Raw genomic sequence first — 23,249 nt, 5'->3', positions numbered from 1 at the left:
AGTTAGGAGTTATTTTATACTAACCTTTGACCTTTGACCTTTGACCTGTCAAATTCCTGATGTTGCGATCGCCAATAATTTAGTCCAGGGCAATCTTGTTTACTTTTCTTAAGGAAATTGTAATCAGAATGTTTTACTTATATCTGCTTATATAACAAGTAACGCACTACAATCAAGGCGGATAGTTTCGCTGAAATTAATAAGGGAGGATTACTTGTTATGTCCGACTTAAATCGAGGAATCATGAAGTTTAAGGGTGCGGATACTCCTAAAGCTGTAATTATTTCTACCGTTCTGCTTCTGGGTTCAATCGCATTACTGATCTTTTGGGCGTTACAGGTGGCTTACACGGTAAACTAATAAACGAAGCTCCTCCAGAATAATGGCGGTTAAATGTATTACTGATGAGTAAAACCAACTCAATTTTTACTTACTTCTTTGTAGAAATTTGAGTGGGAACACAAAAATAATTATGAATTCTTGTTTATCAGTAGCAATTCATTTTTAGCTTATGTAGGATTCTAAGGGGTACAAATTATACTATCATTGCCCCTTAGTCCGTTATCCAAATCTAAAACAGGAATTTTAGATTGAAGAGAAACCAAACAATCATATGCTTGAACTTTGGGGTGCTTTAGTTGTTTTTATTTTCTGCCCCATCTTGGGAGGATTGCCAGTCATTTCCTGGATTACCAATGCTTTAGCAAAGCGTCGGTTGGCGGAAATCGGGACTGGTAATATCGGTGTTAGTGCTGCTTTTTACCACGGTGGAACCTTGGTAGGAGTTCTCGCTGTTCTATCGGAAGCTCTGAAGGGAGTTCTCGCGGTTCTAATGGCTCGTGCTTTTTTTGGCAATGGTTCCTACTGGGAATTAATTGCTTTAATTGCCTTGGTTATAGGTCGATTCTTGATGGGAAAAGGTGCTGGAACTACTAACGTTGTCTGGGGGTTCGCGGTACATGACCCGATGGCAGCAGCTTTTGTATTCTTAGTTGGTAGCATCAGCTTTCTGCTTTTGCGTTCTAAGGAATTAGCAAAATATGGAGTATTGGTTTTATTTCCGCTAATTGTAGCAATACTGCATTTTGATGATTTCCCGCAAATTTTGGCAGCGATTGTCTTAGCAATGTTGCTTGGCTGGATTTACCAACAGATTCCCGATGATTTAGATTTAAAAGCATCCGAAGCCAAACCAGAGTCCCAGGCGATGTTTCAATTACTACGCGGCGAACAAAAAATTCTTTCTTTAGATGATGAATTGGATGCTGCAATTGTCGGAAATAAAGCAGCTAGGTCTTCAGAAATGAAGCGTATTGGTTATCCAGTTCCTAAAGGTTGGGTGCTGACTCCGATGGATGAACCCCAAATGTTGATAGACTATCTTCAACCATCAGATTTATCTCCCCTAGCAGTACGTTCTTCAGCTTTAGGAGAAGATACCGAAGAATCTTCCGCAGCAGGACAGTATGAAACTGTTTTGAACGTAACTACAAAATTAGGTTTACAACAAGCTATTGATACAGTTCGTGCTTCCTACGAACATCCAGCCGCAGTTCAGTATCGTCGCGATCGCAATTTAAAAGAAGCTGCAATGGCTGTGTTGATTCAACAACAAGTCCAAGGGGTCTTTTCTGGTGTTGCTTTTAGTCGCGACCCAATTACTCAAGAAAGCGATGCTGTAGTCATTGAAGCAACAGCAGGTAGTGCTGCTCAAGTAGTTTCCGGGAGATACACACCGGAACAATATCGGGCTTTTGTTGTCAAAACAGAAAATTTATCTTCCGTACATTTGGAAGGTGAAGGACAAGTACCCGCTGTACTAATTAAGCAAGTCGCATATTTAACTCGGCAAATCGAACAGCATTATCACGGTATCCCTCAAGATATCGAATGGAGTTATGACGGTCAAACTTTGTGGATATTACAAGTTCGTCCCATCACCACTTTATTACCGATTTGGACGCGCAAAATCGCCGCTGAAGTGATCCCCGGCATCATTCACCCGTTAACTTGGTCGATTAATCGTCCCTTAACCTGCGGCGTTTGGGGAGGGATTTTTGCGGTAGTATTAGGCGAACGTGCGATCGGTTTGGATTTTAACGAAACAGCGACACTGCACTTTTCTAGAGCTTATTTTAATGCCAGTCTTTTAGGACAAATTTTCCGACGGATGGGTTTACCCCCCGAAAGTTTGGAATTTTTGACTAGAGGAGCCAAAATGAGTAAACCACCAATAAATTCTACTCTGTCAAATCTTCCCGGATTACTACGGTTGTTGGGAAGAGAATTAAGTTTATCAAGAGATTTTAAACGAGATTACCGCAAAAGATTTCAACCCGCTTTAACCAAATTAAAACAACAATCGCTACTCGAACTTAATCAATCCCAGCTTTTAGAACGTATTGAACATATTTTAGAATTACTCCGCAGCGCTACTTATTACAGTATTATGGCTCCTTTGAGTGCTGCTATTAGACAAGGGATTTTTAAACCAAAAGATAGTCAAATTGATAATAGTGTCGCTCCCGAAGTTGCATCATTACGAGAACTTGGGGAATTAGCCTTCTCTACCAAATCAATATTACCGGAATTCGACCCAGAAACGCTGTTCGAGGATTTAGCAGTTTCCATACCAGGACAAAAAATTCTGGAAGAGTTTGAAGCTTTTATTAACCGTTATGGTTACTTGAGTGATGTCGGAACTGATATCGCGGTTCCGACCTGGAAAGAAGAACCGGAAGCTGTAAAGCTGTTATTTGTGCAGTTAATGCAAGGAAACCAACCCCCTGCAAACAAGCGCAAACGAGGAGGACTCGTACAGCGTCGTGTAGATTTAAAAGGACGAGTTACAGAAGTTTATTCTCGGTTATTAGCACAGTTACGCTGGTCTTTTATCGCTTTGGAACGCAATTGGTTGCAAAACGGTTTGGTTGGGGAACCCGGAGACATCTTTTTTCTAGAAATTGAAGAGGTGCAAAAAATTATTCGGGATTCGGATTATCAATTAATCGATTATTTAAGGTCGTTGGTGCAAATTAGAAGAAACCAATTTACTGAAGATAGCCAACTCAATCCCGCACCGTTGTTAGTTTACGGTAATGCACCTCCCGTATCCATTTTCGTTTCCAGTCCTTCCTTAGTCGCGGATGGAATGTTAACCGGAATTCCAGCCAGTCACGGGCAAGTTGAAGGCAGAGTTAAAGTGTTACGAAATTTACAGGTAATCCCAGATATAGACAAGCAGACAATTTTGGTAGTTCCCTACACAGATTCTGGCTGGGCTGCTTTATTGACAAGGGCTGGGGGACTGATTGCCGAAGCTGGCGGTAGGCTCAGTCACGGCGCAATCATCGCTCGCGAGTACGGGATTCCCGCAGTCATGGACGTACACAATGCTACTTGGTTATTGCAAGACGGTCAGCGAGTACGGATTGACGGTTCTAAGGGGATTATAGAAATATCGAACGATTTACGACCGGATTGAGGGGATGGGAAGATGGTGAATCCACTAAGAAAGCGGAGGTCCCCTCCGTTGAGAGAAGTGGTGAACCCGAAGGGGGAGATGGGGGGATGGGGGGAAAAGTTATGAGTTATGAGTTATTTAATATTGACCTTTGACCTTTAACCTTTTCCTATGAAATTTACTTCTCTCAACAATTTATCTGAAGAAGCCGTTTCCCATAATCCTGAAATTAAGAAAAAGGTAATGCTGCGATTTGGGGATTTACCTCACCTGACTAATTTCTCTCAAGCACGTTTTGCTCCCGGACAATCAGCAGCAGCACACGCTCATCTGGATATGTGTGAGGTGTTTTTTGTAGAATCGGGTTCGGGTTTAATTCATGTTGATGGTAAGGAATATCCTTTGCTTCCCGGTAGCTGTATAGCTGTGGAAGCGGGAGAGGTTCATGAAGTTGTTAATAATGGTACCGATGAACTGGTACTTACTTATTTTGGATTGCGGGTAGAAAAGATTTGAATATATTTAATACTTTAAACATCCATTAATCCATACCGCTTTTGCAAATCCAAGAGTTTCATCCTTGCTTCACCAGCATTGTCGGCTAAATCGGCAAACTCGACAAACCGTCGTAACTCTTTTCTAAGCAAGTTACGTTCCACCTCCAAAGTCTTTCGATCTAAATCTGGTGGTAATACAATCATGTCAAATATAGTTGCTCGCTCTTTACCCGGATGAGGACGTAAAACTCGTCCCCGTCGCTGAATAAATTGTCGGGGGTTGCTCGAACTTGCCAAAATTACAGCTGTTTTAATTGCCGGAATATCTACTCCTTCATCCAAACAGCGAATTGCAACTAAGCCTTGTAATTCTCCGCTTTCAAATTGATTTCTTAAAGCTTCTCTTTCTACCAAGGAAGTTTCTGCGGTATAAGTACTAACTCTATAACCCAACTCTACCCCCAAAATGCGAGTAACTTCCTTAAGTTGCCGTAAATTCGCTCGTCCCTCCGCTTCTTGGGAACCATCGCTGCAATAAAATAATGTGTGAGTAGTTTCACCTCTTGTTGCCATTAATTCCCGCAAAGCCTTTAACTTATTTTCTGCTGCACTTACTAATCTCGCACGTTGAATTAACAAAGGTTTAATATCTTCGTTATCTTCAATATTAGTATTAGTCAGAAAGGTATTTTCTTGCTGTCTATATGATAAAGCGCGTCCAATCTTATACGTCAGTTTTGCATAAGCGCGACTTTCTTCCAAAGTTAATTCTATCGGTATTGGATAATAAAGGTAGCGTACCAATGCACCTTGAGTAATGGCATCTCTCAAAGTAAATTCCGGTTGCAATACCGCACCAAAATAATTTAATAAAGATTGAGTTCCTTCCTCATCAAAATATCTCTCTGGTGTCGCTGAAAGTCCCAATCTTAAGCCAACACTGCGTGGTAAACTTTCTTCTAACTTAGGCGAACCTAAATTATGCGCTTCATCACCGATAATTAAAGTCTTTTCTGAAAAGTATTTTAGCTGAGATTGGAAACCATCAGTTATTAAGGTCGAATTAGTAGTAATTACTGTGAGAAAAGGTTGAGAACCAGAACGCACGTTATAAAGCTGTGTCGAAAGTTGAGTTTGCCAATTGCGGATATTTTCAAAAGCTAAAATAGGCTTTAAACCAAACTTTTCGCATTCTCGCGCCCATTGGGTTACAAGATGGCGATAAGGACACACCACCAGCAATACTTGCAAATCAATTTGACGGTATAATTCATAAGTAATTGCTAGTGCCGCGATCGTCTTACCGCTACCAGTCGCCATTTTTAATGTACCCCTACCATTATTCGCAAACCAATTATTTGCAGCTTGCTTTTGGTAGCCTCGCAATTGCAGAGATGGCGGAATTTTCGGACAACCAGGTAATAATTGTTTCCCTTTGTAAGTACCTTTCTTTTCCCCTGCATAAGCCGGATAAGGAATTTTTAAACGAAAAGCAATTGGTGTCTGAGCTTGTTTTTGCGTTAAATACATAAAATGGCGACCACCCTGGGTAATTCGTAATTAAAGAAATGGGGGACAAGGGGACAAAGGGATGGGGGGATGGGGAGATATTTAAATTTATAACTCCTAACTCCTAACCCCCAATCCAAAATCTAAAATCCAAAATCTAAAGTTAAATGCCCCATTCAGCTATAATTACGCCAAACAGCTACTAATGAACCTTGTACCTGTACCTGTGCAGCATCAGCTTCAATTGGCTGATATTTCGAGTTTGCAGGTTCGAGAGTAATGCGATCGCTACTTGTACGATAAAACCGCTTCAATGTGGTACCGTGTCCCTCCACTCTTGCAGCAACAATGGTACCGTCTTTAAGCGTATCTGGCTCCTGGACGGGATGCAGAAATACCATGTCTCCATCAACTATGGAATCTTCTATCATGCTGTCACCAGTTACCCGCAAAGCATAAGTCTGGAACGGTAATTTGATCTCTTGAAAATCCAAATGTTCGACCGCATCGGTAAAGGGTTCGATTAAACCACCCGCTGCTATGGTACCTAAAATGGGGACACCAGGATTTTCCGGATGCAATACTCTTATAGTCCTCGCTTTACCTTCGCTCCACTCGATATATCCTTTGTTACGTAAATGCTCTAAACGACTTTGAATCGGTGCTGGAGACCTCAAATTCATCGCTTGCATCATCTGACGTATCGAAGGTGAATGCTGACGCATTCGGATATATTCCGTTAACCAATCGTAAAGTTCTCTTTGTGCTTCTGTCAGTTTTTCCATAATTTGTAGGGAGGTAAAATACAAATGTCCCTAGAACATTAGTACTACAAAAAACCTCATTACGGCAAAGTTTTTTGCCTTTTGTATTGCAATTTTTAAATAAATTTAGAATCGAGAGTGGAAACCGGGGAGATTTTGGATTGAAATTAAGAGAAAATCCAAAATCCAAAATATTAAAGTGGTTCTGCGGACAAAATACTGGCAAGCAAAGCTTTTTGTACGTGGAGTCGATTTTCTGCTTGTTCCCAGACTCGTGAATATTCGCCTTCAATAACAGCATTTGTTATTTCTTCATCGCGATGTGCTGGTAAACAGTGCAGAACAATCGCTTTTGGCTCGGCAAAATTCAACAATTCCTGATTAATTTGATAGGGTTGAAAAATTGGCATTCGATCGTTTGCTTCATTTTCTTGTCCCATACTTGCCCAAACATCAGTATAAAGTATATTAGCATTCTTCGCTGCAATTTTGGGATCTTTGGTAATAATAACTTCAGTTTTTCCATCTGCGATCGCGAGTGCTTGTTTAACGACATCTGAAGAAGGTTCGTATCCGCTGGGGGTGGCGATTTTCACATTTATTCCGACCAAAGCACAGCCCAACATCAAGGAATTTGCAACATTGTTGCCGTCACCGACATAAGTTAAAGTTAAACCGCTTAAAGTTTGGAATTCTTCTTGAATTGTCAATAAATCCGCCAAAACTTGACAGGGATGCTCCAAATCTGTCAGCGCATTAATTACTGGAATTTGGGCATAATTTGCGAAGGTTTCTAATTCTTGCTGCTCAAAAGTCCTAATTGCCAAACAATCGAGATATTTATCTAATACTCTTGCGGTATCTTGAATTGGTTCTCCGCGACTAACTTGAGTAACATTAGGATTAAGGTCGATAACTTGTCCGCCTAATTGGTACATTGCCACGGTGAAACTTACCCGCGTTCTAGTAGAAGCTTTAGAAAATAACAGCCCCAATACTTTATTGCACCGCAACTTCAACTGTTGAGATTTTAACTGAGTTGCCATCTGCAAAAGTTCTTTGATTTCTACCGCGCTCAAATCTGCTATACCTAATAAGTCTCTTTGGCTTAACGCTGTCATGTTTAATTATGTTTAGGAATTAAGTGTTACGTTTTCTCAATTTATGCGAACATCAAACAGGAAGCCTAAAATATAACCGTTTTTCTTTGAAATGCTCGCAATCTTAAGATAATTGGTAAAGCCGGTGTCAATTTTGATTTTCTTACTGTTTAAGATGATATTTTTCTATTACAATAACTGTGCTTTCAGTTTGAGGTAAATCACTCTCTAGGCAGAAAATAATATTCACATTATCTGCTTGTTGAAGCTGTATGGCTAGTTGCGAATAAATCAACTATTTTTGATAGAAGCTAGTTGTTGCTTAAAGTTTAAGCAAGGGCTTTACAATATTATTTTTTATGGTGAAATTACAAAGTTAGTACGGCTTTTGCCAGCATGGCTCAGTGGTAGAGCAACGCAGTTGTAATGCTAATACTTCCTTGGATAACCTCTGAAACTCCTCATATTTCAGGGGTTTTGTCATAAATATTGACTGCTGGCTATCAAATGGCTATCCTCTAAGTAGAATAGAGTACCTAAATAGCCATGAAAACTAACAGAAATACTAATGGGACAGTAGGAATAGAGAGTTTTAAGAATAGGTTAAGGCTAAGGCTACCCAGAAACTTAGGGGAACCTAGGAGATATTTATCATTAAGGTTATCAGATACCCCAGAGAACCATAAGGCAGCCCAGTTAGTAGCATGGCAAATAGAGGAGGATATTAATAATGGGACTCTTAGGGACAGTTTAGACCAATACCTACCTAGTCCTAAGTTAACAGTAGTAACTAACTTTACTAGGACTAGTAAGGGGTTAGGGGAACTCTGGGATAGCTATTGTCTCTATAAGAAGTCTCAAATAGCAGCTAGTACCTACATTAAGGACTTTAGGGGTAGATATCTTAACCATATCAATAAGTTACCAACTAGAGAACTTAGGGACTCAGTAGCTATCAGGGACTACTTAGTTAGTAACTTAAGCCCCCATGCAGCCCAGAGGATGCTAACTCAGCTAAATGCTTGCCTGGAATGGGCTGTTAGCTCAGGTCTAGTTACCCATAACCCATTCTCCAAGATGGCTAGGGATATCAAAGTAGTTAAGTATGACAGTAACAATATTAACCCATTTACTACTGAGGAGAAACAGGAGATACTAAAGGCATTTGGAGAACATCAGAACTATTCCCATTACTTACCATTTGTTGAGTTTCTATTCCTAACTGGATGTAGGTTAGGGGAAGCAATAGGGCTAAAGTGGGAGCATATTAGCAGTAGCTCTAATGGGAAACTAATGATAACTTTCCAAGAGTCCTACAGTACTGTCCTAAAGGCTAACAAAAATACCAAGACTGGGGGTATCAGGAAGTTCCCCTGTAACCTTAAGTTATCTAGTTTACTAAGTAGCCTAGAGAGAACATCTGAGTTAGTTTTCCCTAGTCCTACTGGGTTAGTTATCAATGGTCATAACTTTACTAACAGAGTATGGAAGGGTACAGGTAAGTACAAGGGCATAGTGGGAGAACTAGTAGCTCAGGGGAAAGTTAGTAGCTACAGATGTCCCTACAATACCAGGCATACTTTTATTTCAGCAATGCTAGAGAATGGGCTAACTACATCCCAAGTAGCTAAGTTAGTTGGGAACAGCCCAGAGGTTATCCTCAAGCATTATGCCAGCCCCCATTTATCCCTAGATATCCCAGAATACTAACTAAGTAACAGCTATCCAAATGGCAGTATCAAAACTAACTAACTACCTTCATTAACCCAACCAAGTTAGTCATATAATATACATTCATACTTAGCTAGTTCAGAATATTTACTAAAATAGCTAGGACTGTTGTCCAGCAAAGCTTTCAGGGATACTAGCCAAAATAGCCCAAACAGAACCCCTAACATCTCAGAGGATATCAGGGGGTAGGGGGCTATTGTTTAGATAGTTATCAATATTAGTTATTATTACTTAGATAGTACTGGTTCTAACTGAACATCCTGGTTAGCTAACTGCCATTGTTCTCTTGTCCCATCAGTTGGTACATACCCATTAGTGTACTCAGGTATCTTAGTTAGTTTAGGTTTCTTCACTCCTCCTATGGTATCCAAGTTAGAAAGGATAGTACTAACTAACTCCCCAGAGTTATCTGCTATTTGGTTAGCTAGTTCTTCTTTAGTCAACATGGGGCTAACAGGGGTATCTAATATCTCAGGTAGTATTGGGTCAACTTCTATTTCTGTTGGCACTACAGGGCATTCTGGGAGGGCTATTTCTCTGGGTATCATCTTAACTACTTTGAAATACTCTCTCTTTCTCTGAGAGTACTCAGTCTTAACTAATACCTCTAACTCAGGTAGGTAATGTAACTTAGTTGAATAGTCCAGGGTATAGTCTAGGTCTCTAAGGGATATTTGCTCATCTCTTGGTAACTCAGAGAACATGATAAGTATAGAACCTTGGATACATTTGGAGTGTCTCTCCCCAGTAATAAAGCTACCAACAGTTAGTTCCCCATTAGTCCCCAGTACCTCATCTTGTTCTTCTAGCATCCTAGTTAGTCCAGTTATTTGGTCTGCCTGTTGGTCTACCTTGTCAGTCAACTTAACCATCATATCTATCAAATATTGGAACTGCTCAGAACTAGGAACATCTAGCCTATTTGTACTGGGCAAGGGTTCTAGGACTTTCTTGGTAATGTATTCTGACTGGGATAACCCAACTGACTTAGCCCTTTCCTTGATAGTTACCAGTTCCTCATCAGTAACATAAGCCTTAACTTGCTTGTCCCTTTTGTTTATCATCTCAACTGAACTCCAAATAGAATATTTTATCTCTCTCAGGATAACTATGGTGCCAATAGTAGTACTTCCTTTGCCCCATCTAAATTATAGCCTTTACCTGTCAATAGTACCAGAAGTAGTACCAGTTTTGGTACCAATAGTAGTCCTTGCTTTACTAGGTAATGGTTCTACCCAATAAGTAAGTTGTCATCATTCAAACCCAGATGAGTACTAACTAAACTATCTAGATAGTTCCTAACTAATGGGGCTAGTTCAATATCTAGATGCTCAGTTAGCAGTTGGTACTCAGCTAGCTGTTGTTCAGTTACTCTACAAGTTATCAGCTTGGTTCTGGAGGGGGTTTTCTTAGCTAATGTAATGTTTCTATCCATCTTGGTTCCTTTAGTTAGTTAGTTCTCCTACTTATATTTTGTCTGTACAACTGATTAGACAAAGTAATAGAGAAAGAACTCATTACCATAGGAGACAGCTAATGTCAACATCTTACCCAGAGAGATATATTCCCCAGTCCCAAGTATTCTGTTCCTATAGACCTAGCTACACTTGGGAGAATATGCAGAGGTTTTCTACCATCAGGGCATTAGATATGCTCTTGTTGCCAGAGGATGCCCTAGTAGATACCTTATTCATCTTCTTTAAAGGAGGGACAGTAGTAGCAGTAGAAGCCCCCTTGATGTACCCTAGGGCAACTAATGTAGTTAGGGGTACTCAATGCCTAGATATCCCCATAGCTAACTGTTCAGTAGTAACCAGAGAGCTAGCTGAAGAAATAATGTATAAAGGGGTAGAAAGGATGGTATTTTAGTACTATTTATGCTAAAATGGGAGTAAATAGTTCATTAGTACCAAATATGGAAACTAACTCTACTACTCCCCAAGTTATCTATCAGCAAGGAATGAAGCCCTGTACTGCTCAGAAGTACTGGAAGAACAGAAGGTCTAATGTAGTTAGTAGGATGCAACTAAATGGGATAGCATTAATAAGGTTTGCAGATGGGGCTGTCATTATTAAGGATGCCCAGGGACAAGTTAGTTTTGCCAAGGAACCCAAATGGTACCTAGTAAAATGCCATCCCCAGAAGAGTTTCTAAATAGATGGATATCTTAATAGCCAACAATGCCCAGAGTTCTCAGGAATATCTGGGCTTAGTTATGTAGTTAAGTTCTGGACTTCTGAAATAAAACTGAACCCTTTGGTAGCTGTCAACTACTGAGGGGTTTTTCAATGGGGGTACATGGGTTAACTAGGTACCCTAGGGCTACTATTTCAGTTAGATTCAAAACCTTACCTAAATGGCTATAACCCTTACTACATAAGGATAGTTATCTAGAACCAAACTAATGCTGAGCAAGCATCTTGCTCAGGAACAGTTCCTAGGATGCTTACTACATAAGGGTTCCTAAAATGGTTAGTTGAGTTATTCTTACCTTATTCTTACTTTAGCAACTTTATCTTACTTACTTTACTTTCTAAACTGGATATGCTACTTTTCTATTTGGTTAGTTTAGTTAGCTAATGGCTATCAAATGGCTATTAAGTTGGTACTAACTAGGTATCTGATACTGTACAAGGTAATGACTGCCAGCATGGCTCAGTGGTAGAGCAACGCACTTGTAATGCGTAGGTCGTCGGTTCAAATCCGACTGCTGGCTTTGATTTGTGGTGAATGGGGACTGTTGTATACTCAAAAATTAGATGTCGCGACTTAGTTTTTAGAACCTAGTTTGCCATTTGGCAAGAAATAGACGCATCATAACTTACCTGACCGTAATTGTCGTTAATCGTTATCTGCTGGCAGATTAAGTAAGAAGAATGTTTTGAATGTTCATAATTCACTAAACTTTGGTACTTAAAAAATAACGTTTTAAGCTGGTATGTCCTGTAAATATAAATACTGTTGAAAACTAATAAAAACTTCACTGATATTCGCAACGCTTCCTAGTTCATCAACAGCATCACGAACAGCATGATATTTTAGCTCTAACAGTTGAGGTAATTTAGCGCGATCGAGTTCCCCTACCCCGGCTTTGATGTATTGTTCCAGTACAAAGTCGAGAAATTCTTGTTGCTTGCCTGTATACCGCGACAAGATTAACGACTTGTGAGCAATAACCCGCTCTCGACGGCTTATAGGTGGAGAAGCATAGGCGATATAAGCCAGCACATCATATAAATCGCTTTTCTCAGCATCAATTAGACGGCTAATTTCTGTAAGTTGTTATTCCCCAGATGTGAGAAGATGCTATGCGTTATGCTTTCAACCAAATGTTAAAGCTCAGAAACTTTACAGGTTTATTAAAAAGGTTCATGAAACACCCCAACCACAAGATTTCTTATCTTGGGGACAAGAAAATCCAAATAAAGAATGTCCTACGAGTATATCCGAGTGTCAAGCCTGTGGTGTATCAATTCATTCATCATTGGATGATGCAAAAAATCTATCTCTGAGAATTCCGCGTTTTAAGAAGATGAAAATAGCTAAGGGTAGTTTGAGCGAGGAACTGGGAAGAATACAACATACTCCGTCAAAGAATGAAAAATCACATCATACTTGGTGGATACCAGAGAATACCGAACCTTATAAGGTATTTGAACTAATTGATTTAAAACAAGAAGATTCTAATAAAACATAAGTTATAAACATGAGTTTTTTGCCGGAACGAACAATATTAGGACAGCTTGAAATCATAGAAGTATACGACTTTTATGACAAGCCAGTATTGTTTTCCTGTAAAAACAAATCTGGATTAATTTTTATCGTAATTTGTGTAGATAGTTCTGATGTTGCTGAGATTTGGTTATATGCTCCCATGTCTTCATCTAGATTTAAAAACGTAGCTCAGGGTAAAGTTGAGCTTAGAGATATATTTAATAATGCAGAAGATGGTTTTGTATATCATGTAGAAATCCCTTATGAAGATGGGATAAATGTTGTAAAAACTTTTAATCGCAATGAAATTCCAGATGAATATTTGCCAGAATTAGGGCAAGTTATTCAAGCTGAAGATAATTGTGATCATACTAATATTGAAACAACTTCTACCCAAAAAAGAAGAGAAATAATTGATTTTGTTTTACAATTTCCAGAGGAAGAAATTACAGAAGCTCCTGTAGGTGATTTGGGGTTAATTTTATCTTCATTACAAGAAACAATTGATGCTATCGGTCAAATCAAGCTAGGGAAATCAGAAAGCCACATAATACCACCTGAAGTAAAGCAAAAGACTCAAGTTGTGATGTCTGGTGTCTTTAGTGGCTCATTTGGAATGCGTCTGCAAGGAAGTGTATATGAGGAAGATAGTTTAGGTTTAGGAGAGTCTTTTTTAGGGCAATGCTTAAAAGAATTTATCCAGTTAATAAATCTTGGGGCAAATACAGAGGAATTGCCAGCTAAATTAAATGTATTAAAAAAGAAAACAGCTTTTAAATATACTGAGTTTTTAACAGCTTTAACTAGAATTGGAATCAGTAAATTACACATAGATTGGGCTTCTCCTGGTCAAAAGGTACAAATGGGAGAAATAGAACAAGAAACTGTATTTAAAGTTCTTGATGTTATCAAAAATACTAAGTTAAGAGCAGAAACAGAAATTTGTGTAAATGTAAAATTGACTCAGATTAGTTACAATCGAGCTTTAAGGACGGTTGGACTACCGTTTTCTGGCTGTGGAGGTCAAGGGGATACCCAACCGTTGAAGCAGCAAGTCTCATTTGTAAATCTGAGAAGCCCCCGTCAGACCGCTAAAAGCGGTTGACGGTGGGAGTTGTCACTAGATATGATAGAACGGGTCAGATCCAAATCATCCAAATACTTCAAAAACAGCAGCCAAGAAGTTTGCTCGAACATTTAGCTTGTTTTCTTAATAATTAATGTTTCTTGCTAAAAGTACCATGCTCCAGGGAAATTTCCAGGGCAAAGTAGCGATCCACCAACGGTTTATACTCGGGCGATCGCAAATAATAATGTCGATAAAAATTAGACTTACTCTATAATACGATTACTTAGAATTGTTAATAGTAGTTGGTATATTTCCTGAATAAGGATAATTGAGTTGCGATTACAACGCAAGATGTCTTAATAATGCTTCTGATACTTAACCATTTCCGTAAACGGTGTAAAGCACCTATCACAAACACCTCCAACCCATAAAGCTGGAACAGGGAAGGGTTTTTCACACACACGACATTTAGACAGCAACCGTAAGGGAATGGCGATCGCATCCCCCTCGAACTAACTTTTACCATTTTGTGCGACCGTTATCGTTTAAAATCATTGAGTAGGAAATAAATAACCATCGATCAAAAAATCAAATTGCTTTGATTGATATTTTAGTAATTTTGAATTATTTTGATTGGTAATTATACTAAAAAAACATGAGTACAGTAACCCAAGTTAAAGAAACCGAATTTGACACACTTCTAAAATCGGAAAATATTCTCGTAGTTGATTTTAGCGCTAGTTGGTGCGGGCCTTGTCGCGTGGTTGCACCTTTGATAGAAAAATTAGCGCAAGAGTATCAAGATATTAAAGTAGTGAAAATAGATGTAGACCAAGATAAACCGCTGGCGAAAAAATACGAAGTTCGTAGTATTCCTGCGGTATTAATTTTCAAAAATGGTGAGTTAGCAGAAAATATTGTCGGTGTTAAGCCTTATGAAGAGTTTAGCGACGCAGTTAAGAAGAATCTTTAGAGGATGCGCGGCAAAGTCTAATTTAATACTTGAGGCGGTTGAAACCGCTTTTACACAAACAAAACCCGCCTTTGCGTGGGTTATAAATTATTAGTACAAGTCGGGGGTAATAAAGCTACCATTTCAAATGGCACAAAAGCCTGCAAAATCAACCTTCTTTCTTTTGACTTTTGCCTCTTATTTATTTTTAAATAGCTTGAAATTACAACTTGGTGGTATGATTTGCTCTGCACACTTAAACTAAGTAACTGTAGAGACATCATCGATCGTGTGATAAGCACGCTAGATTCGATAAAAATTCATGCCTACTACCACCTGGACTCGTCATCACATACTTTCCCTGGCTGACTTCACCGCGACTGAGTACAATGCAGTTTTACAGACTGCCGCTAGTTTTCAGGAAGTGCTAACGCGGAGAATGAAAAAAGTGCCTACTTTGCAGGGACAGGTGGTGGCGAATTTGTTTTTTGAACCATCAACTCGGACTCGCAGTAGTTTTGAACTGGCTGCAAAACGTTTGAGTGCAGATACGCTGAACTTCTCCGCAGCTAATTCTTCGATGACCAAAGGAGAAACAATATTAGATACAGCTAAAACTTATTTAGCGATGGGTACCGACATCATGGTGGTGCGTCATCGAGAAGCAGGAGTTCCGGACGCGATCGCTACAGAAATGGATCGTTTGGGTGTAAAGGTCAGTGTTTTAAATGCTGGTGACGGACAACACGAACATCCTTCCCAAGGATTATTAGATTTATTTACAGTTTGTAGCTTGTTTAATCAAGATAATCCCAGTATCGAAGATTTACAGGGTAAGAAAATTGCCATTGTGGGCGATATTTTGCATTCTCGCGTCGCTAGGTCGAATATTTGGAGTCTTACGGCAGCTACAGATGCAGAGCTACATTTAGCAGCACCTCCAACACTTTTACCAAAATTATTTGCAGATTACGGCAAAGATAGACCGGGTAAGTTATTTGTACATTGGGAATTAGAACCAGCTTTGCAAGATGCCGATTTTGTGATGACATTGCGACTACAAAAGGAACGAATGACGGCACATTTATTGCCTTCGTTGCGGGAATATCATCAGTTGTTCGGGATTACGCGGGATAAATTGAAAAATTGCAAAGACAACGTGAAAGTACTGCATCCGGGACCCGTGAATCGGGGTGTTGAGATTAGCTCGGATTTAATGGACGACCCGGAATTTAGTTTGATACAGAATCAGGTCACGAGTGGGGTAGCGGTAAGGATGGCATTGCTGTATTTAATAGGTAGTGGGAAAGCTTAAGAAATTAAGAGTTATGAGTTAGGAGTTATGAGTTAGGGGTTAGTAACTGTTCTCTAATTTCTACCCATAACTGAACATATATACCCATATTGTCCAGATATAGTCCGATGGTTCCTCTAGATAGAACAACGGGACACAGGTAGTGAGTATAATTCGTAATTCGTAATTCGTAATTAATGCCCCATAAATTAAATTTAGGGGCTTCGGTAGAGTCATTACCACGGATAAATCCGGGGGCTTCAGACCTTAAAATTTTACTCGGTGAATAGATTTCTTCAATTGCTCGCCCGCAAGGGTTTTTGTTTTCCCACAGAAAATTTTAACAGTTTCGTGGTACTATTGTATTGATTAATTGAAGCCGATCAAGTTCAATGCAACGCCTCATAAAAGTACAACAAGAGGAAGAATGCGATAATGTGAACGAAAATGAGTACAAAAACATTTACAGCAGAATTACCCAAGGCACTGATACCATTTGCGATTAAGTATTCCAGAAAGCAGAAAAAACATCGAAACACAGCTTTGGAATTAATATGCAACAATGTTTCAAGAACTAAGCAAAATCAGACTTTACAAAAATTTGGTTATAACAAACGTCAAGCCAATTCTTTGCTGATTGATATGATCGGTAAGTTAGTTTCGGCTAGGGAATGTCGCAAGGCTCATATATCCACTCTTGAAGGCAAGATATCTTCGGCACAAGATCAAATAGTGAAGTGGGAAAACAAGTTAGCTGATATTCCTCATCCCTGTTGCTCTATTCGTCGTAATGAGTACAAAACTGAACAACATCGATTACGTCATAATATTCACCACAAACGTCGTTATCTAATTGCTCAACAACTCAAGTTAGAGCAGTTAAGAAATTCTCAATTATCCGTTAACTTTGGTAGCGAATTTAACTTCCCTCTTGTTGGTAGTCAGGGGGAATCAAATGGTAATCAAATTTGTCAGTATGATTACAAGAAAAAACAATTAAAAATTCGCGTTCCTGTTGAATGGGAAACCGAATTTGGTGGAAAGTACATTTATGCTGACAAGCAGTTTAAGTATGGTCAAGATTGTATTGTTGCTGCTTTGATGAAACGAGGAGTTAACAGAAATACTGGAGATATAATACCATACGGTAAAGGTGAAGCTCTAACTTGGAGATTTTTTTACAAGAATAATCGCTGGTACATATCAGTCACAGTTGAAGTGAGTGATACTCCAATTCAATCAAAGCCGGTTCGTTACGGATGCATAGGAGTTGATTTCAACCCAGGTGTTATTGGCTGGTGTTACAGCGATTACAATGGCAATCCCGTCAAATGGGGACAATTTAAAGTTAACTTGCATTCTCGACGCTCCGGACAAGTAGAAGCTCAGTTGGCTGATGTTATTAAGGAATTATTGGATTTAGCCGATAATAATTGTTGTCCAATAGTGATTGAAAACCTTTCATTCTGTGCAAAGAAGAAACGCATGAGGGAGGAGGGTCGTCGTTATGCGAGAATGCTTAATTATTTTGCTTACTCTAAATTCAATAATTTAATTCTCTTACAATGCAATAATCGTGGTATTCAATTAATAAAGGTCAACCCTGCTTACTCCTCATTGATAGGATTGACAAAGTTTATGGCGTTGTATGGAATGAGTTCCGACACCGCCGCAGGCTTAGTTCTTGCTCGTAGAGCAATGAGGCTAAGTGAGTCTGTACCAGAGGAAGTTCGCTCTCCCGGTTGTGATAGCTAGAAGGAGACACGTCTGGGCTTCATGGTACCGACTCAACAAAAAGCTCAAGTCGGTACGCCGTCATGAGTTTTATAATCAACAGTCGTTAACAGCGAACCTTAGCAGTCACTCTACAAGGAACGCGGGGAAACCCCAGCTTGGAAGACTTGTGGAGGTCGGTACATCAAATGTGACTCGTGTTAAGGAACTTGGTGAGAATCCAAGCTGTAATCCTGAACTAGCCGTTAAGGTCAGGTGATGATGGGTAGTTTTATCCAGTTTTGGGGAGAATTGTCCATTTTTTAAGTAACGGTTATGAGTTAGTAGTAGGTTGGGTTAAACGGACGAAGAAGTATAGCTTTTACGAAAAATCAGATTTGCGTGGGAACCCAACATATTCTGTGCAAATAAGAAATTCTGCTTGTCTTATTGTCTCAGAAATAATCTTAGCCTGCGGAGGCAGGCTTCGTTGTAAGCCGTTCTATTAAACTTACCCAAAACTACCTAAATCTAGACTTAACTGGACATAAGTAGTTTTGGCGTTAATTTCCTGTTTCTTCATGGTCTTAGAATGATTTCTAAGAGGTTTGTCCACTCCGCAGGCAATCTCGGTAGAGCTTACCGTTTGACTCGAACGAGTCGGAATAAATATTCCTTCAAACCATCGTTCTATATTCTTACTTGCGTTTAAATCTCTATCCTCTGCGTGATCGCAATCTGGGCAAATATAAACGCGCTCTTTTAATGGCATCTTATGACGATGATTTCCGCAATTAGAACATATTTGATAACTAGGAAACATTCTGTCTACAAGTATTAACTCACTTGAGAACTTCTCAGTTTTATATTCTAATTGATGCTTAAATTCGTACATTCCACAATCAGCAATTGCACCTGCTAATTTATGGTTTTTAAGAAATGCCTTGATTGATAAATCCTCTATCTTTATAATGCTGTGGTTTTTAGCAAGATAGGTAGTTAATTTATGGATAGCATCTTTACGAATATTAGCTATCCGTGCGTGCAATTTAGCTAGTTTAGAAACAGCTTTTTTGCGGTTATTAGAACCTTTTTGTTTCCTGCTTACGTTGCGTTGTAAACGCTTCATACATTTGCTAAGACGTTTATAAGCTTTTGGGTTTTTGAATATCTTACCATTGCTGCAAACAGCTAATTCTTTGATTCCAATATCTACACCAACACTAGGTCTATCAGCTTTAACATTAGGCTTTTCAACCTTATATTTAATAGCGATAAACCACTTATCAGCAGTACGAGAAATCACACAATTATAAATAGCAGTTACGGGCATTGATTCAGCTAATCTCACCCAACCTATAGTTGGTAACTTAACTCGCTTTCCATCATTTTTAATAAGCGGATTCGCTTTGCTACCAGATTCTAAATAGAACGAATCACGTTGACCTTTCTTCTTAAATCTTGGTTGTTTAGCAATCTTTTTGAAGCATCTATCCCAAGCTGTACGCAGTTCTTTTAAAGCTTGTTGTGGGACATTTTTATTAGTTTCGTAGTACCAAGCATTAACAGATTTGACTTCAGATACTAGCTTTTTATGTAAGTCAATAGCTGATGGGATTTTTACAGTTTTATCGGTTTCACGTTGTTTCAAAACTTCGTTAACTGTCGCATTAGCCCAATTATAGGCATGACGCGCAACACCCGAAGCTTTACGAAACTTAGTAATTTGTTTGTTGTTCGGGATTAGTTGGACTTTGGTAGAAAGTAGCATTGCTATCACCTCCGGTGACACTGCGTGAACGACCTCACAATGTTTTCGCTTACTTCAATCATATATCCCCATATCTACTCATCTATCAACTATGTGGGTAGATTTATTCGGAATCTTGTACAGCTTTTGTCATATTGTCTATAAGTTTTTTGTTCTTGCGACTTCTAGAACCGTATAACCTAACTGAGAACACGGTTATCAACTCAATCATGTCTGTAACAAGTTCTTGCTCAAAACTAATTTCCTCATGGCTTTTATTGATAATGACAACTTCGGTTTCAAACTCTTCACACATCGCAAACACAAGCTCTGAGCCAAACCTAAGCAATCTATCTTTGTGAGTTAAAACCAATCTACCCACATCACCTTTCATGATGCGCTTGAGCAAACTTTTTAATCCTTTCTTTTTGTAATTAAGACCTGAACCTAAATCTGATATAGTTTCAAATTCCCAACCTTTAGAAGAGCTAAAAGACTCTAGAACCTTTATCTGTCTAGTTAAGTCGTCTTTTTGGTCGTGACTGCTAACACGCGCGTAGTTAATAGTTGTTCGATAATCTAAGTTTTCTGGATTACGTGGCGCTAATCGTTTTAAGTCTGAAATGTAAAACCTTCTGTGACTACTTGGACTTCTTTCATAGCGTATTTTCCCTGCATCAGCCCAACGTCTTACAGTTTTTACAGAAACACCTAATTCTTGTGCTGCATCACCGATGCTAATCGTCATTTCTTCTTGATTGTCCATAATTAGTTACTATATAAACTTCACTTAATTATATGGACAATCCGTAAAATATGTCTAGTTATGGGTAGAAATTATTTAGCAGTTTCAAGCCCCATTCCAGTCTGAGGGCAACGAGGGTATGCTTAATTACAATACTTTATGAGTATGGGAATGCTGCTTCACGTTGTCATCTTTACTAACTACTCTTTGAGCGTTTAAGACTCGCTTTTTTTCTATAGAGTATTGAAAATCGCTGTAGGTTTTACCTAAAGGAATTAAAGATTGTGCTGATTCTTTACGCTTATAGGTACGTGCTGCTGCAAACGCTCTTTCGCTAAATTCGTCTACTATTTGTGCGGAATTATCCAATTGTGCTGGTTTACAGGCAGTTTCTCCATCTAAAACGCTTCCTAATGTTGTCGCAACAGCCGATTTGTAGGAAGTAGGGACACCTTTGAACAGCGATTCTAAGGATGCTGAGGGGATAGGTTCGATTACGTCAACTTCATGCACTTCACCGTCTTCTTTGATGAAGCAAGTTGCTAAACCGATGACGATGTAATCATCTGGGGTTAAATCTGGAGCGTTGGAATAAGAAACTGTATTTACCATTTTGTTACCTAAAATCAGTGAGCAGTCAACAGTGAGCAGTTTTAAAGTAGCTAGATTTGTACGAGGAAATTTATTTGATTAACGGTTAACGTATTTTTTTGACGGGTAACTTATTTCTTATACCTAACCGTTTTGATAACTGTTCACTGTTGACTGTTGAAAGCATTTTACCAGTTGCGATCGCAATGTCGTCTAGTAGCGTTTTAAATTGCAATTATTTGTGATTTTCTGGAATTGATTGTGAATCCACGGTATCTATTACTAATTTGTAAAAATACAGTGCAATTATGCTGTACTTGGGGGTTTGTGGGTCAACTAGATATTTTGGATAGTTGGATCGTCAATCCGAATACGGGAGCATAACAAAAAGCGGGGATGTACTATCAGTCTATTTTATAGAGTTACCAATTTAGGCAGGATGATATGAAGATTCACTTATTTTCAACATTCGGTGACAAGCAAGATCATATCGGCATCAATGCTGCGAATACTGCTCATGACCATAGCCATGAGTATAGTAATGATCGATACGATGCTTACGGGGATAAAGATTTACGATCTTGCGCTTTAAAATCAGCTAAAAAAGGCGATTTTTATGTTGCGATCGCAGTTTTCAATCAGTTGATTGAGCGTCATCCCGAAAATGCGATCGATTACAACAATCGAGGATTAGTTTATTTTCAAAGTGGTGAAGAAAGAAAAGCGGTTCGCGATTTTAACAAAGCGTTACAGCTAAATCCTACACTAGCTAGTGCTTACAATAATCGAGCTAATTATTATGCTGCAAGTGGTGATTTAGAAGCTGCATTAGTGGATTATGAAAAAGCTTTGGATTTAGATCCCGGTCATGTTAGAGCATGGATTAACCGAGGTATTACCTTGCGCGAGTTGGGAGAATATACGGAAGCTATTGATAATTTTGAAACGGCTTTATTTTTTGGAAAATTAGAAAGTCATATTTTGGCTGAGAAAGGCAGAACTTACCATATGTGGGGTGAATGGAATGTTGCGATCGCCGATTATTATCGTGCTTTAGAGCAATTACCACCTAGAGCAAATAAAACTGATAATTTAACATTTAATTTGCGGTTGCAGGTAGAAACTTGGTTAAATCAACTGCTACTTCCAATGCATCCGGAATGGGAAATAGAGGAATAAATACAGTAAAAAATTTTATCATTCATCATACTTAATAGTTTAGCTAGTTGCTAATAGCTAATAGATGATAACTACACAATAAGGGAACTTCACAATTAGCGATTAGTTATTAACTATTAGCTGTTAGTGCAACTCTTTTTGAGCCATTGTATACGGAAAAAGAGGAATCAAATTTATTCTCAGCAATAATATTTCCTCTTAGTATTAAGGTGTAGATTCTCGAACTTCAGCCGGTGTTGTTTCGTTTGTTAATACAATTCTTTTCTGATTCAGGGGTATCAAGTTTCCCTGTTGCTGCATCACGCTATTAGCTTGACGAGAATCAAAAGTATTACTAAATTCTGCCCTTAAATTATTAACACGTTCTTGAGTGGTATTAACTTCAGTACGTATTTGTCGTAACTTATCTTGTCCCGACCAATGATGAGGTAAAAGCTGGGTTAAAGCCGATACTGCTGCTGCGGAAATCGCTAAATTAACTCCTATTTTTACTGTTGTTTCTAACGCCATTACTTGATATGAACGTTGGCGTAGATGACGATGAGGTCTGGGAGCAGTCCTACGTCGCTGTATCGGCTGTACTTCCGGGTTAGACGGTTGAATTGCATTCATGAGAATAGACTTAATCTCCTCAAAAAGAGCGAACTTTTTGTAATTTTCGTAAATACCTAAGATCGGCTATTTACGGTTTTCATGTGCTGCCATCTTACTTCATTTTTTTCAAACTGCTACACCTAGAAAAATAGTAAAAAAAATAACCCTAGCATTACTAAGTGACTTTTCTTAAGTAGCTTACAAGCAAAAGTTACAAGCCTCCGGAAAATACACTTAATGTTGCCAGGATTACAAACTCTACATTCGTTTCAATCAATCATTAATAACTATTTACTTGTAGAGTTCAGTTGCCAAACGCCAAGCTAAAACACCTGGAATCAGTGCCACAACTAAAGCGATATAAACTTGAGTGTCTGAAATTGACATATTAGGAATCTCCTAGTCTCAATAAACGTCATTATTACTTCATGTTCTACTTTTCACTGTTTTACCCAAATTGGGAAATAAGTTGTAACAAGATGCAACAATTGGAAATGGGAATGGGGAATGGGGAATGGGGAATTGGGAATGGGGAATTGGTAATGGGGCATTGGGGATGGGAAGATAGGGAGATGGTGAACCC

Annotated in this window: 20 protein-coding genes, 1 tRNA gene and 1 pseudogene; 11 read left to right on the top strand and 11 right to left on the bottom strand. The window is 38.9% G+C overall.

What is annotated here, in order from left to right; genetic code table 11:
- The first annotated feature begins 219 nt into the window (after window positions 1-219).
- The 3 genes from VB797_RS18270 to VB797_RS18260 all read left to right on the top strand — a co-directional run bounded on the left by VB797_RS18270 (window position 220) and on the right by VB797_RS18260 (window position 3,979).
- Entirely contained in the window at window positions 220-360 is a 141-nt protein-coding gene (locus VB797_RS18270; RefSeq protein WP_323239148.1) for a hypothetical protein, read from the top strand.
- A 253-nt stretch (window positions 361-613) separates the two neighbouring features.
- Complete coding sequence (locus VB797_RS18265) at window positions 614-3,484, top strand: glycerol-3-phosphate acyltransferase (RefSeq protein ID WP_323239147.1); 2,871 nt, start codon at window positions 614-616, stop codon at window positions 3,482-3,484.
- A gap of 150 nt (window positions 3,485-3,634) precedes the next feature.
- Window positions 3,635-3,979, top strand: a complete 345-nt coding sequence (locus VB797_RS18260) for a cupin domain-containing protein (RefSeq protein ID WP_323239146.1) — start codon at window positions 3,635-3,637, stop codon at window positions 3,977-3,979.
- Window positions 3,980-3,993: 14 nt separating this feature from the next.
- Here VB797_RS18260 and VB797_RS18255 read toward each other — a convergent pair whose 3' ends face one another.
- The 3 genes from VB797_RS18255 to argF form a co-directional block, all read right to left on the bottom strand.
- The gene (locus VB797_RS18255; RefSeq protein ID WP_323239145.1) at window positions 3,994-5,490 is read right to left on the bottom strand and encodes a DNA phosphorothioation system restriction enzyme; all 1,497 of its coding nucleotides are present in this window, start codon (window positions 5,488-5,490) and stop codon (window positions 3,994-3,996) included.
- A 155-nt stretch (window positions 5,491-5,645) separates the two neighbouring features.
- Window positions 5,646-6,254, bottom strand: coding sequence for a transcriptional repressor LexA (lexA, locus tag VB797_RS18250; RefSeq protein ID WP_323239144.1), 609 nt, complete (start codon window positions 6,252-6,254; stop codon window positions 5,646-5,648).
- A gap of 173 nt (window positions 6,255-6,427) precedes the next feature.
- Window positions 6,428-7,354, bottom strand: a complete 927-nt coding sequence (gene argF, locus VB797_RS18245) for an ornithine carbamoyltransferase (protein WP_323239143.1) — start codon at window positions 7,352-7,354, stop codon at window positions 6,428-6,430.
- A 525-nt stretch (window positions 7,355-7,879) separates the two neighbouring features.
- On the opposite strand from argF, the gene VB797_RS18240 reads away from it, so the two are divergent.
- A complete protein-coding gene (locus tag VB797_RS18240; protein WP_323239142.1) occupies window positions 7,880-9,043 on the top strand; it encodes a tyrosine-type recombinase/integrase in 1,164 nt (387 codons plus the stop codon).
- A 248-nt stretch (window positions 9,044-9,291) separates the two neighbouring features.
- Here the strand turns inward: VB797_RS18240 and VB797_RS18235 are convergent, their stop codons facing one another.
- A complete protein-coding gene (locus VB797_RS18235) occupies window positions 9,292-10,128 on the bottom strand; it encodes a plasmid mobilization protein (protein WP_323239141.1) in 837 nt (278 codons plus the stop codon).
- A 167-nt stretch (window positions 10,129-10,295) separates the two neighbouring features.
- Entirely contained in the window at window positions 10,296-10,499 is a 204-nt protein-coding gene (locus VB797_RS18230; protein WP_323239140.1) for a hypothetical protein, read from the bottom strand.
- Window positions 10,500-11,709: 1,210 nt separating this feature from the next.
- Between VB797_RS18230 and VB797_RS18225 the strand changes: the two genes are divergently transcribed.
- Window positions 11,710-11,781 (top strand) — tRNA-Thr (locus tag VB797_RS18225).
- 212 nt (window positions 11,782-11,993) lie between these two features.
- Here the strand turns inward: VB797_RS18225 and VB797_RS18220 are convergent.
- Window positions 11,994-12,347: pseudogene (locus VB797_RS18220) on the bottom strand (type I restriction-modification enzyme R subunit C-terminal domain-containing protein); the annotation flags it as partial.
- 13 nt (window positions 12,348-12,360) lie between these two features.
- Between VB797_RS18220 and VB797_RS18215 the strand changes: the two are divergent.
- From VB797_RS18215 to VB797_RS18195, 5 genes are all read left to right on the top strand, one after another.
- Window positions 12,361-12,762 carry a hypothetical protein gene (locus VB797_RS18215; protein WP_323239139.1) on the top strand — a complete coding sequence of 134 codons (402 nt, stop codon included), beginning with the start codon at window positions 12,361-12,363 and terminating at the stop codon, window positions 12,760-12,762.
- Between the two features lie 9 nt (window positions 12,763-12,771).
- Window positions 12,772-13,884: a DUF6575 domain-containing protein gene (locus tag VB797_RS18210; RefSeq protein WP_323239138.1), complete on the top strand. Its 1,113-nt coding sequence runs from the start codon at window positions 12,772-12,774 to the stop codon at window positions 13,882-13,884.
- 619 nt (window positions 13,885-14,503) lie between these two features.
- The gene (gene trxA, locus VB797_RS18205) at window positions 14,504-14,821 is read left to right on the top strand and encodes a thioredoxin (RefSeq protein WP_323239137.1); all 318 of its coding nucleotides are present in this window, start codon (window positions 14,504-14,506) and stop codon (window positions 14,819-14,821) included.
- A gap of 301 nt (window positions 14,822-15,122) precedes the next feature.
- Window positions 15,123-16,115 carry an aspartate carbamoyltransferase catalytic subunit gene (locus tag VB797_RS18200; RefSeq protein WP_323239136.1) on the top strand — a complete coding sequence of 331 codons (993 nt, stop codon included), beginning with the start codon at window positions 15,123-15,125 and terminating at the stop codon, window positions 16,113-16,115.
- 426 nt (window positions 16,116-16,541) lie between these two features.
- Window positions 16,542-17,849: an IS200/IS605 family accessory protein TnpB-related protein gene (locus VB797_RS18195; protein WP_323239135.1), complete on the top strand. Its 1,308-nt coding sequence runs from the start codon at window positions 16,542-16,544 to the stop codon at window positions 17,847-17,849.
- A 469-nt stretch (window positions 17,850-18,318) separates the two neighbouring features.
- Here VB797_RS18195 and VB797_RS18190 read toward each other — a convergent pair whose 3' ends face one another.
- The 3 genes from VB797_RS18190 to VB797_RS18180 form a co-directional block, all read right to left on the bottom strand.
- Complete coding sequence (locus VB797_RS18190) at window positions 18,319-19,578, bottom strand: RNA-guided endonuclease TnpB family protein (RefSeq protein ID WP_323239134.1); 1,260 nt, start codon at window positions 19,576-19,578, stop codon at window positions 18,319-18,321.
- A 103-nt stretch (window positions 19,579-19,681) separates the two neighbouring features.
- Complete coding sequence (locus VB797_RS18185; RefSeq protein ID WP_416350884.1) at window positions 19,682-20,323, bottom strand: IS607 family transposase; 642 nt, start codon at window positions 20,321-20,323, stop codon at window positions 19,682-19,684.
- A 126-nt stretch (window positions 20,324-20,449) separates the two neighbouring features.
- A complete protein-coding gene (locus VB797_RS18180; RefSeq protein ID WP_323239133.1) occupies window positions 20,450-20,914 on the bottom strand; it encodes a hypothetical protein in 465 nt (154 codons plus the stop codon).
- 423 nt (window positions 20,915-21,337) lie between these two features.
- Here VB797_RS18180 and VB797_RS18175 point away from each other — a divergent pair, with 423 nt between their 5' ends.
- Window positions 21,338-22,072: a tetratricopeptide repeat protein gene (locus tag VB797_RS18175; protein ID WP_323239132.1), complete on the top strand. Its 735-nt coding sequence runs from the start codon at window positions 21,338-21,340 to the stop codon at window positions 22,070-22,072.
- Window positions 22,073-22,276: 204 nt separating this feature from the next.
- Here the strand turns inward: VB797_RS18175 and VB797_RS18170 are convergent, their stop codons facing one another.
- The gene (locus tag VB797_RS18170; RefSeq protein ID WP_323239131.1) at window positions 22,277-22,684 is read right to left on the bottom strand and encodes a hypothetical protein; all 408 of its coding nucleotides are present in this window, start codon (window positions 22,682-22,684) and stop codon (window positions 22,277-22,279) included.
- A 273-nt stretch (window positions 22,685-22,957) separates the two neighbouring features.
- Complete coding sequence (psaM, locus tag VB797_RS18165) at window positions 22,958-23,053, bottom strand: photosystem I reaction center subunit XII (protein ID WP_193922026.1); 96 nt, start codon at window positions 23,051-23,053, stop codon at window positions 22,958-22,960.
- Window positions 23,054-23,249 lie beyond the last annotated feature (196 nt).

This window comes from Rivularia sp. UHCC 0363 (assembly GCF_034931125.1).
In the GTDB taxonomy this organism is placed as follows: Bacteria; Cyanobacteriota; Cyanobacteriia; order Cyanobacteriales; family Nostocaceae; genus Rivularia.
The sequence above is the reverse complement of the archived record's forward strand: the minus strand, read 5'-3'. Positions and strand labels throughout refer to the sequence as shown.

Excerpts from the sequence above, each read along its gene's own strand:
- VB797_RS18190 (WP_323239134.1), bottom strand. The coding sequence starts at position 19,578 with ATGCTACTTTCTACCAAAGTCCAACTAATCCCGAACAACAAACAAATT.
- argF (WP_323239143.1), bottom strand. The coding sequence starts at position 7,354 with ATGACAGCGTTAAGCCAAAGAGACTTATTAGGTATAGCAGATTTGAGC.
- psaM (WP_193922026.1), bottom strand. The coding sequence starts at position 23,053 with ATGTCAATTTCAGACACTCAAGTTTATATCGCTTTAGTTGTGGCACTG.
- VB797_RS18260 (WP_323239146.1), top strand. The coding sequence starts at position 3,635 with ATGAAATTTACTTCTCTCAACAATTTATCTGAAGAAGCCGTTTCCCAT.
- VB797_RS18265 (WP_323239147.1), top strand. The coding sequence starts at position 614 with ATGCTTGAACTTTGGGGTGCTTTAGTTGTTTTTATTTTCTGCCCCATC.
- VB797_RS18200 (WP_323239136.1), top strand. The coding sequence starts at position 15,123 with ATGCCTACTACCACCTGGACTCGTCATCACATACTTTCCCTGGCTGAC.
- VB797_RS18175 (WP_323239132.1), top strand. The coding sequence starts at position 21,338 with ATGAAGATTCACTTATTTTCAACATTCGGTGACAAGCAAGATCATATC.
- VB797_RS18170 (WP_323239131.1), bottom strand. The coding sequence starts at position 22,684 with ATGAATGCAATTCAACCGTCTAACCCGGAAGTACAGCCGATACAGCGA.
- VB797_RS18240 (WP_323239142.1), top strand. The coding sequence starts at position 7,880 with ATGAAAACTAACAGAAATACTAATGGGACAGTAGGAATAGAGAGTTTT.
- VB797_RS18180 (WP_323239133.1), bottom strand. The coding sequence starts at position 20,914 with ATGGTAAATACAGTTTCTTATTCCAACGCTCCAGATTTAACCCCAGAT.
- trxA (WP_323239137.1), top strand. The coding sequence starts at position 14,504 with ATGAGTACAGTAACCCAAGTTAAAGAAACCGAATTTGACACACTTCTA.
- lexA (WP_323239144.1), bottom strand. The coding sequence starts at position 6,254 with ATGGAAAAACTGACAGAAGCACAAAGAGAACTTTACGATTGGTTAACG.
- VB797_RS18185 (WP_416350884.1), bottom strand. The coding sequence starts at position 20,323 with ATGGACAATCAAGAAGAAATGACGATTAGCATCGGTGATGCAGCACAA.
- VB797_RS18270 (WP_323239148.1), top strand. The coding sequence starts at position 220 with ATGTCCGACTTAAATCGAGGAATCATGAAGTTTAAGGGTGCGGATACT.
- VB797_RS18255 (WP_323239145.1), bottom strand. The coding sequence starts at position 5,490 with ATGTATTTAACGCAAAAACAAGCTCAGACACCAATTGCTTTTCGTTTA.
- VB797_RS18210 (WP_323239138.1), top strand. The coding sequence starts at position 12,772 with ATGAGTTTTTTGCCGGAACGAACAATATTAGGACAGCTTGAAATCATA.
- VB797_RS18195 (WP_323239135.1), top strand. The coding sequence starts at position 16,542 with ATGAGTACAAAAACATTTACAGCAGAATTACCCAAGGCACTGATACCA.
- VB797_RS18230 (WP_323239140.1), bottom strand. The coding sequence starts at position 10,499 with ATGGATAGAAACATTACATTAGCTAAGAAAACCCCCTCCAGAACCAAG.
- VB797_RS18235 (WP_323239141.1), bottom strand. The coding sequence starts at position 10,128 with ATGATAAACAAAAGGGACAAGCAAGTTAAGGCTTATGTTACTGATGAG.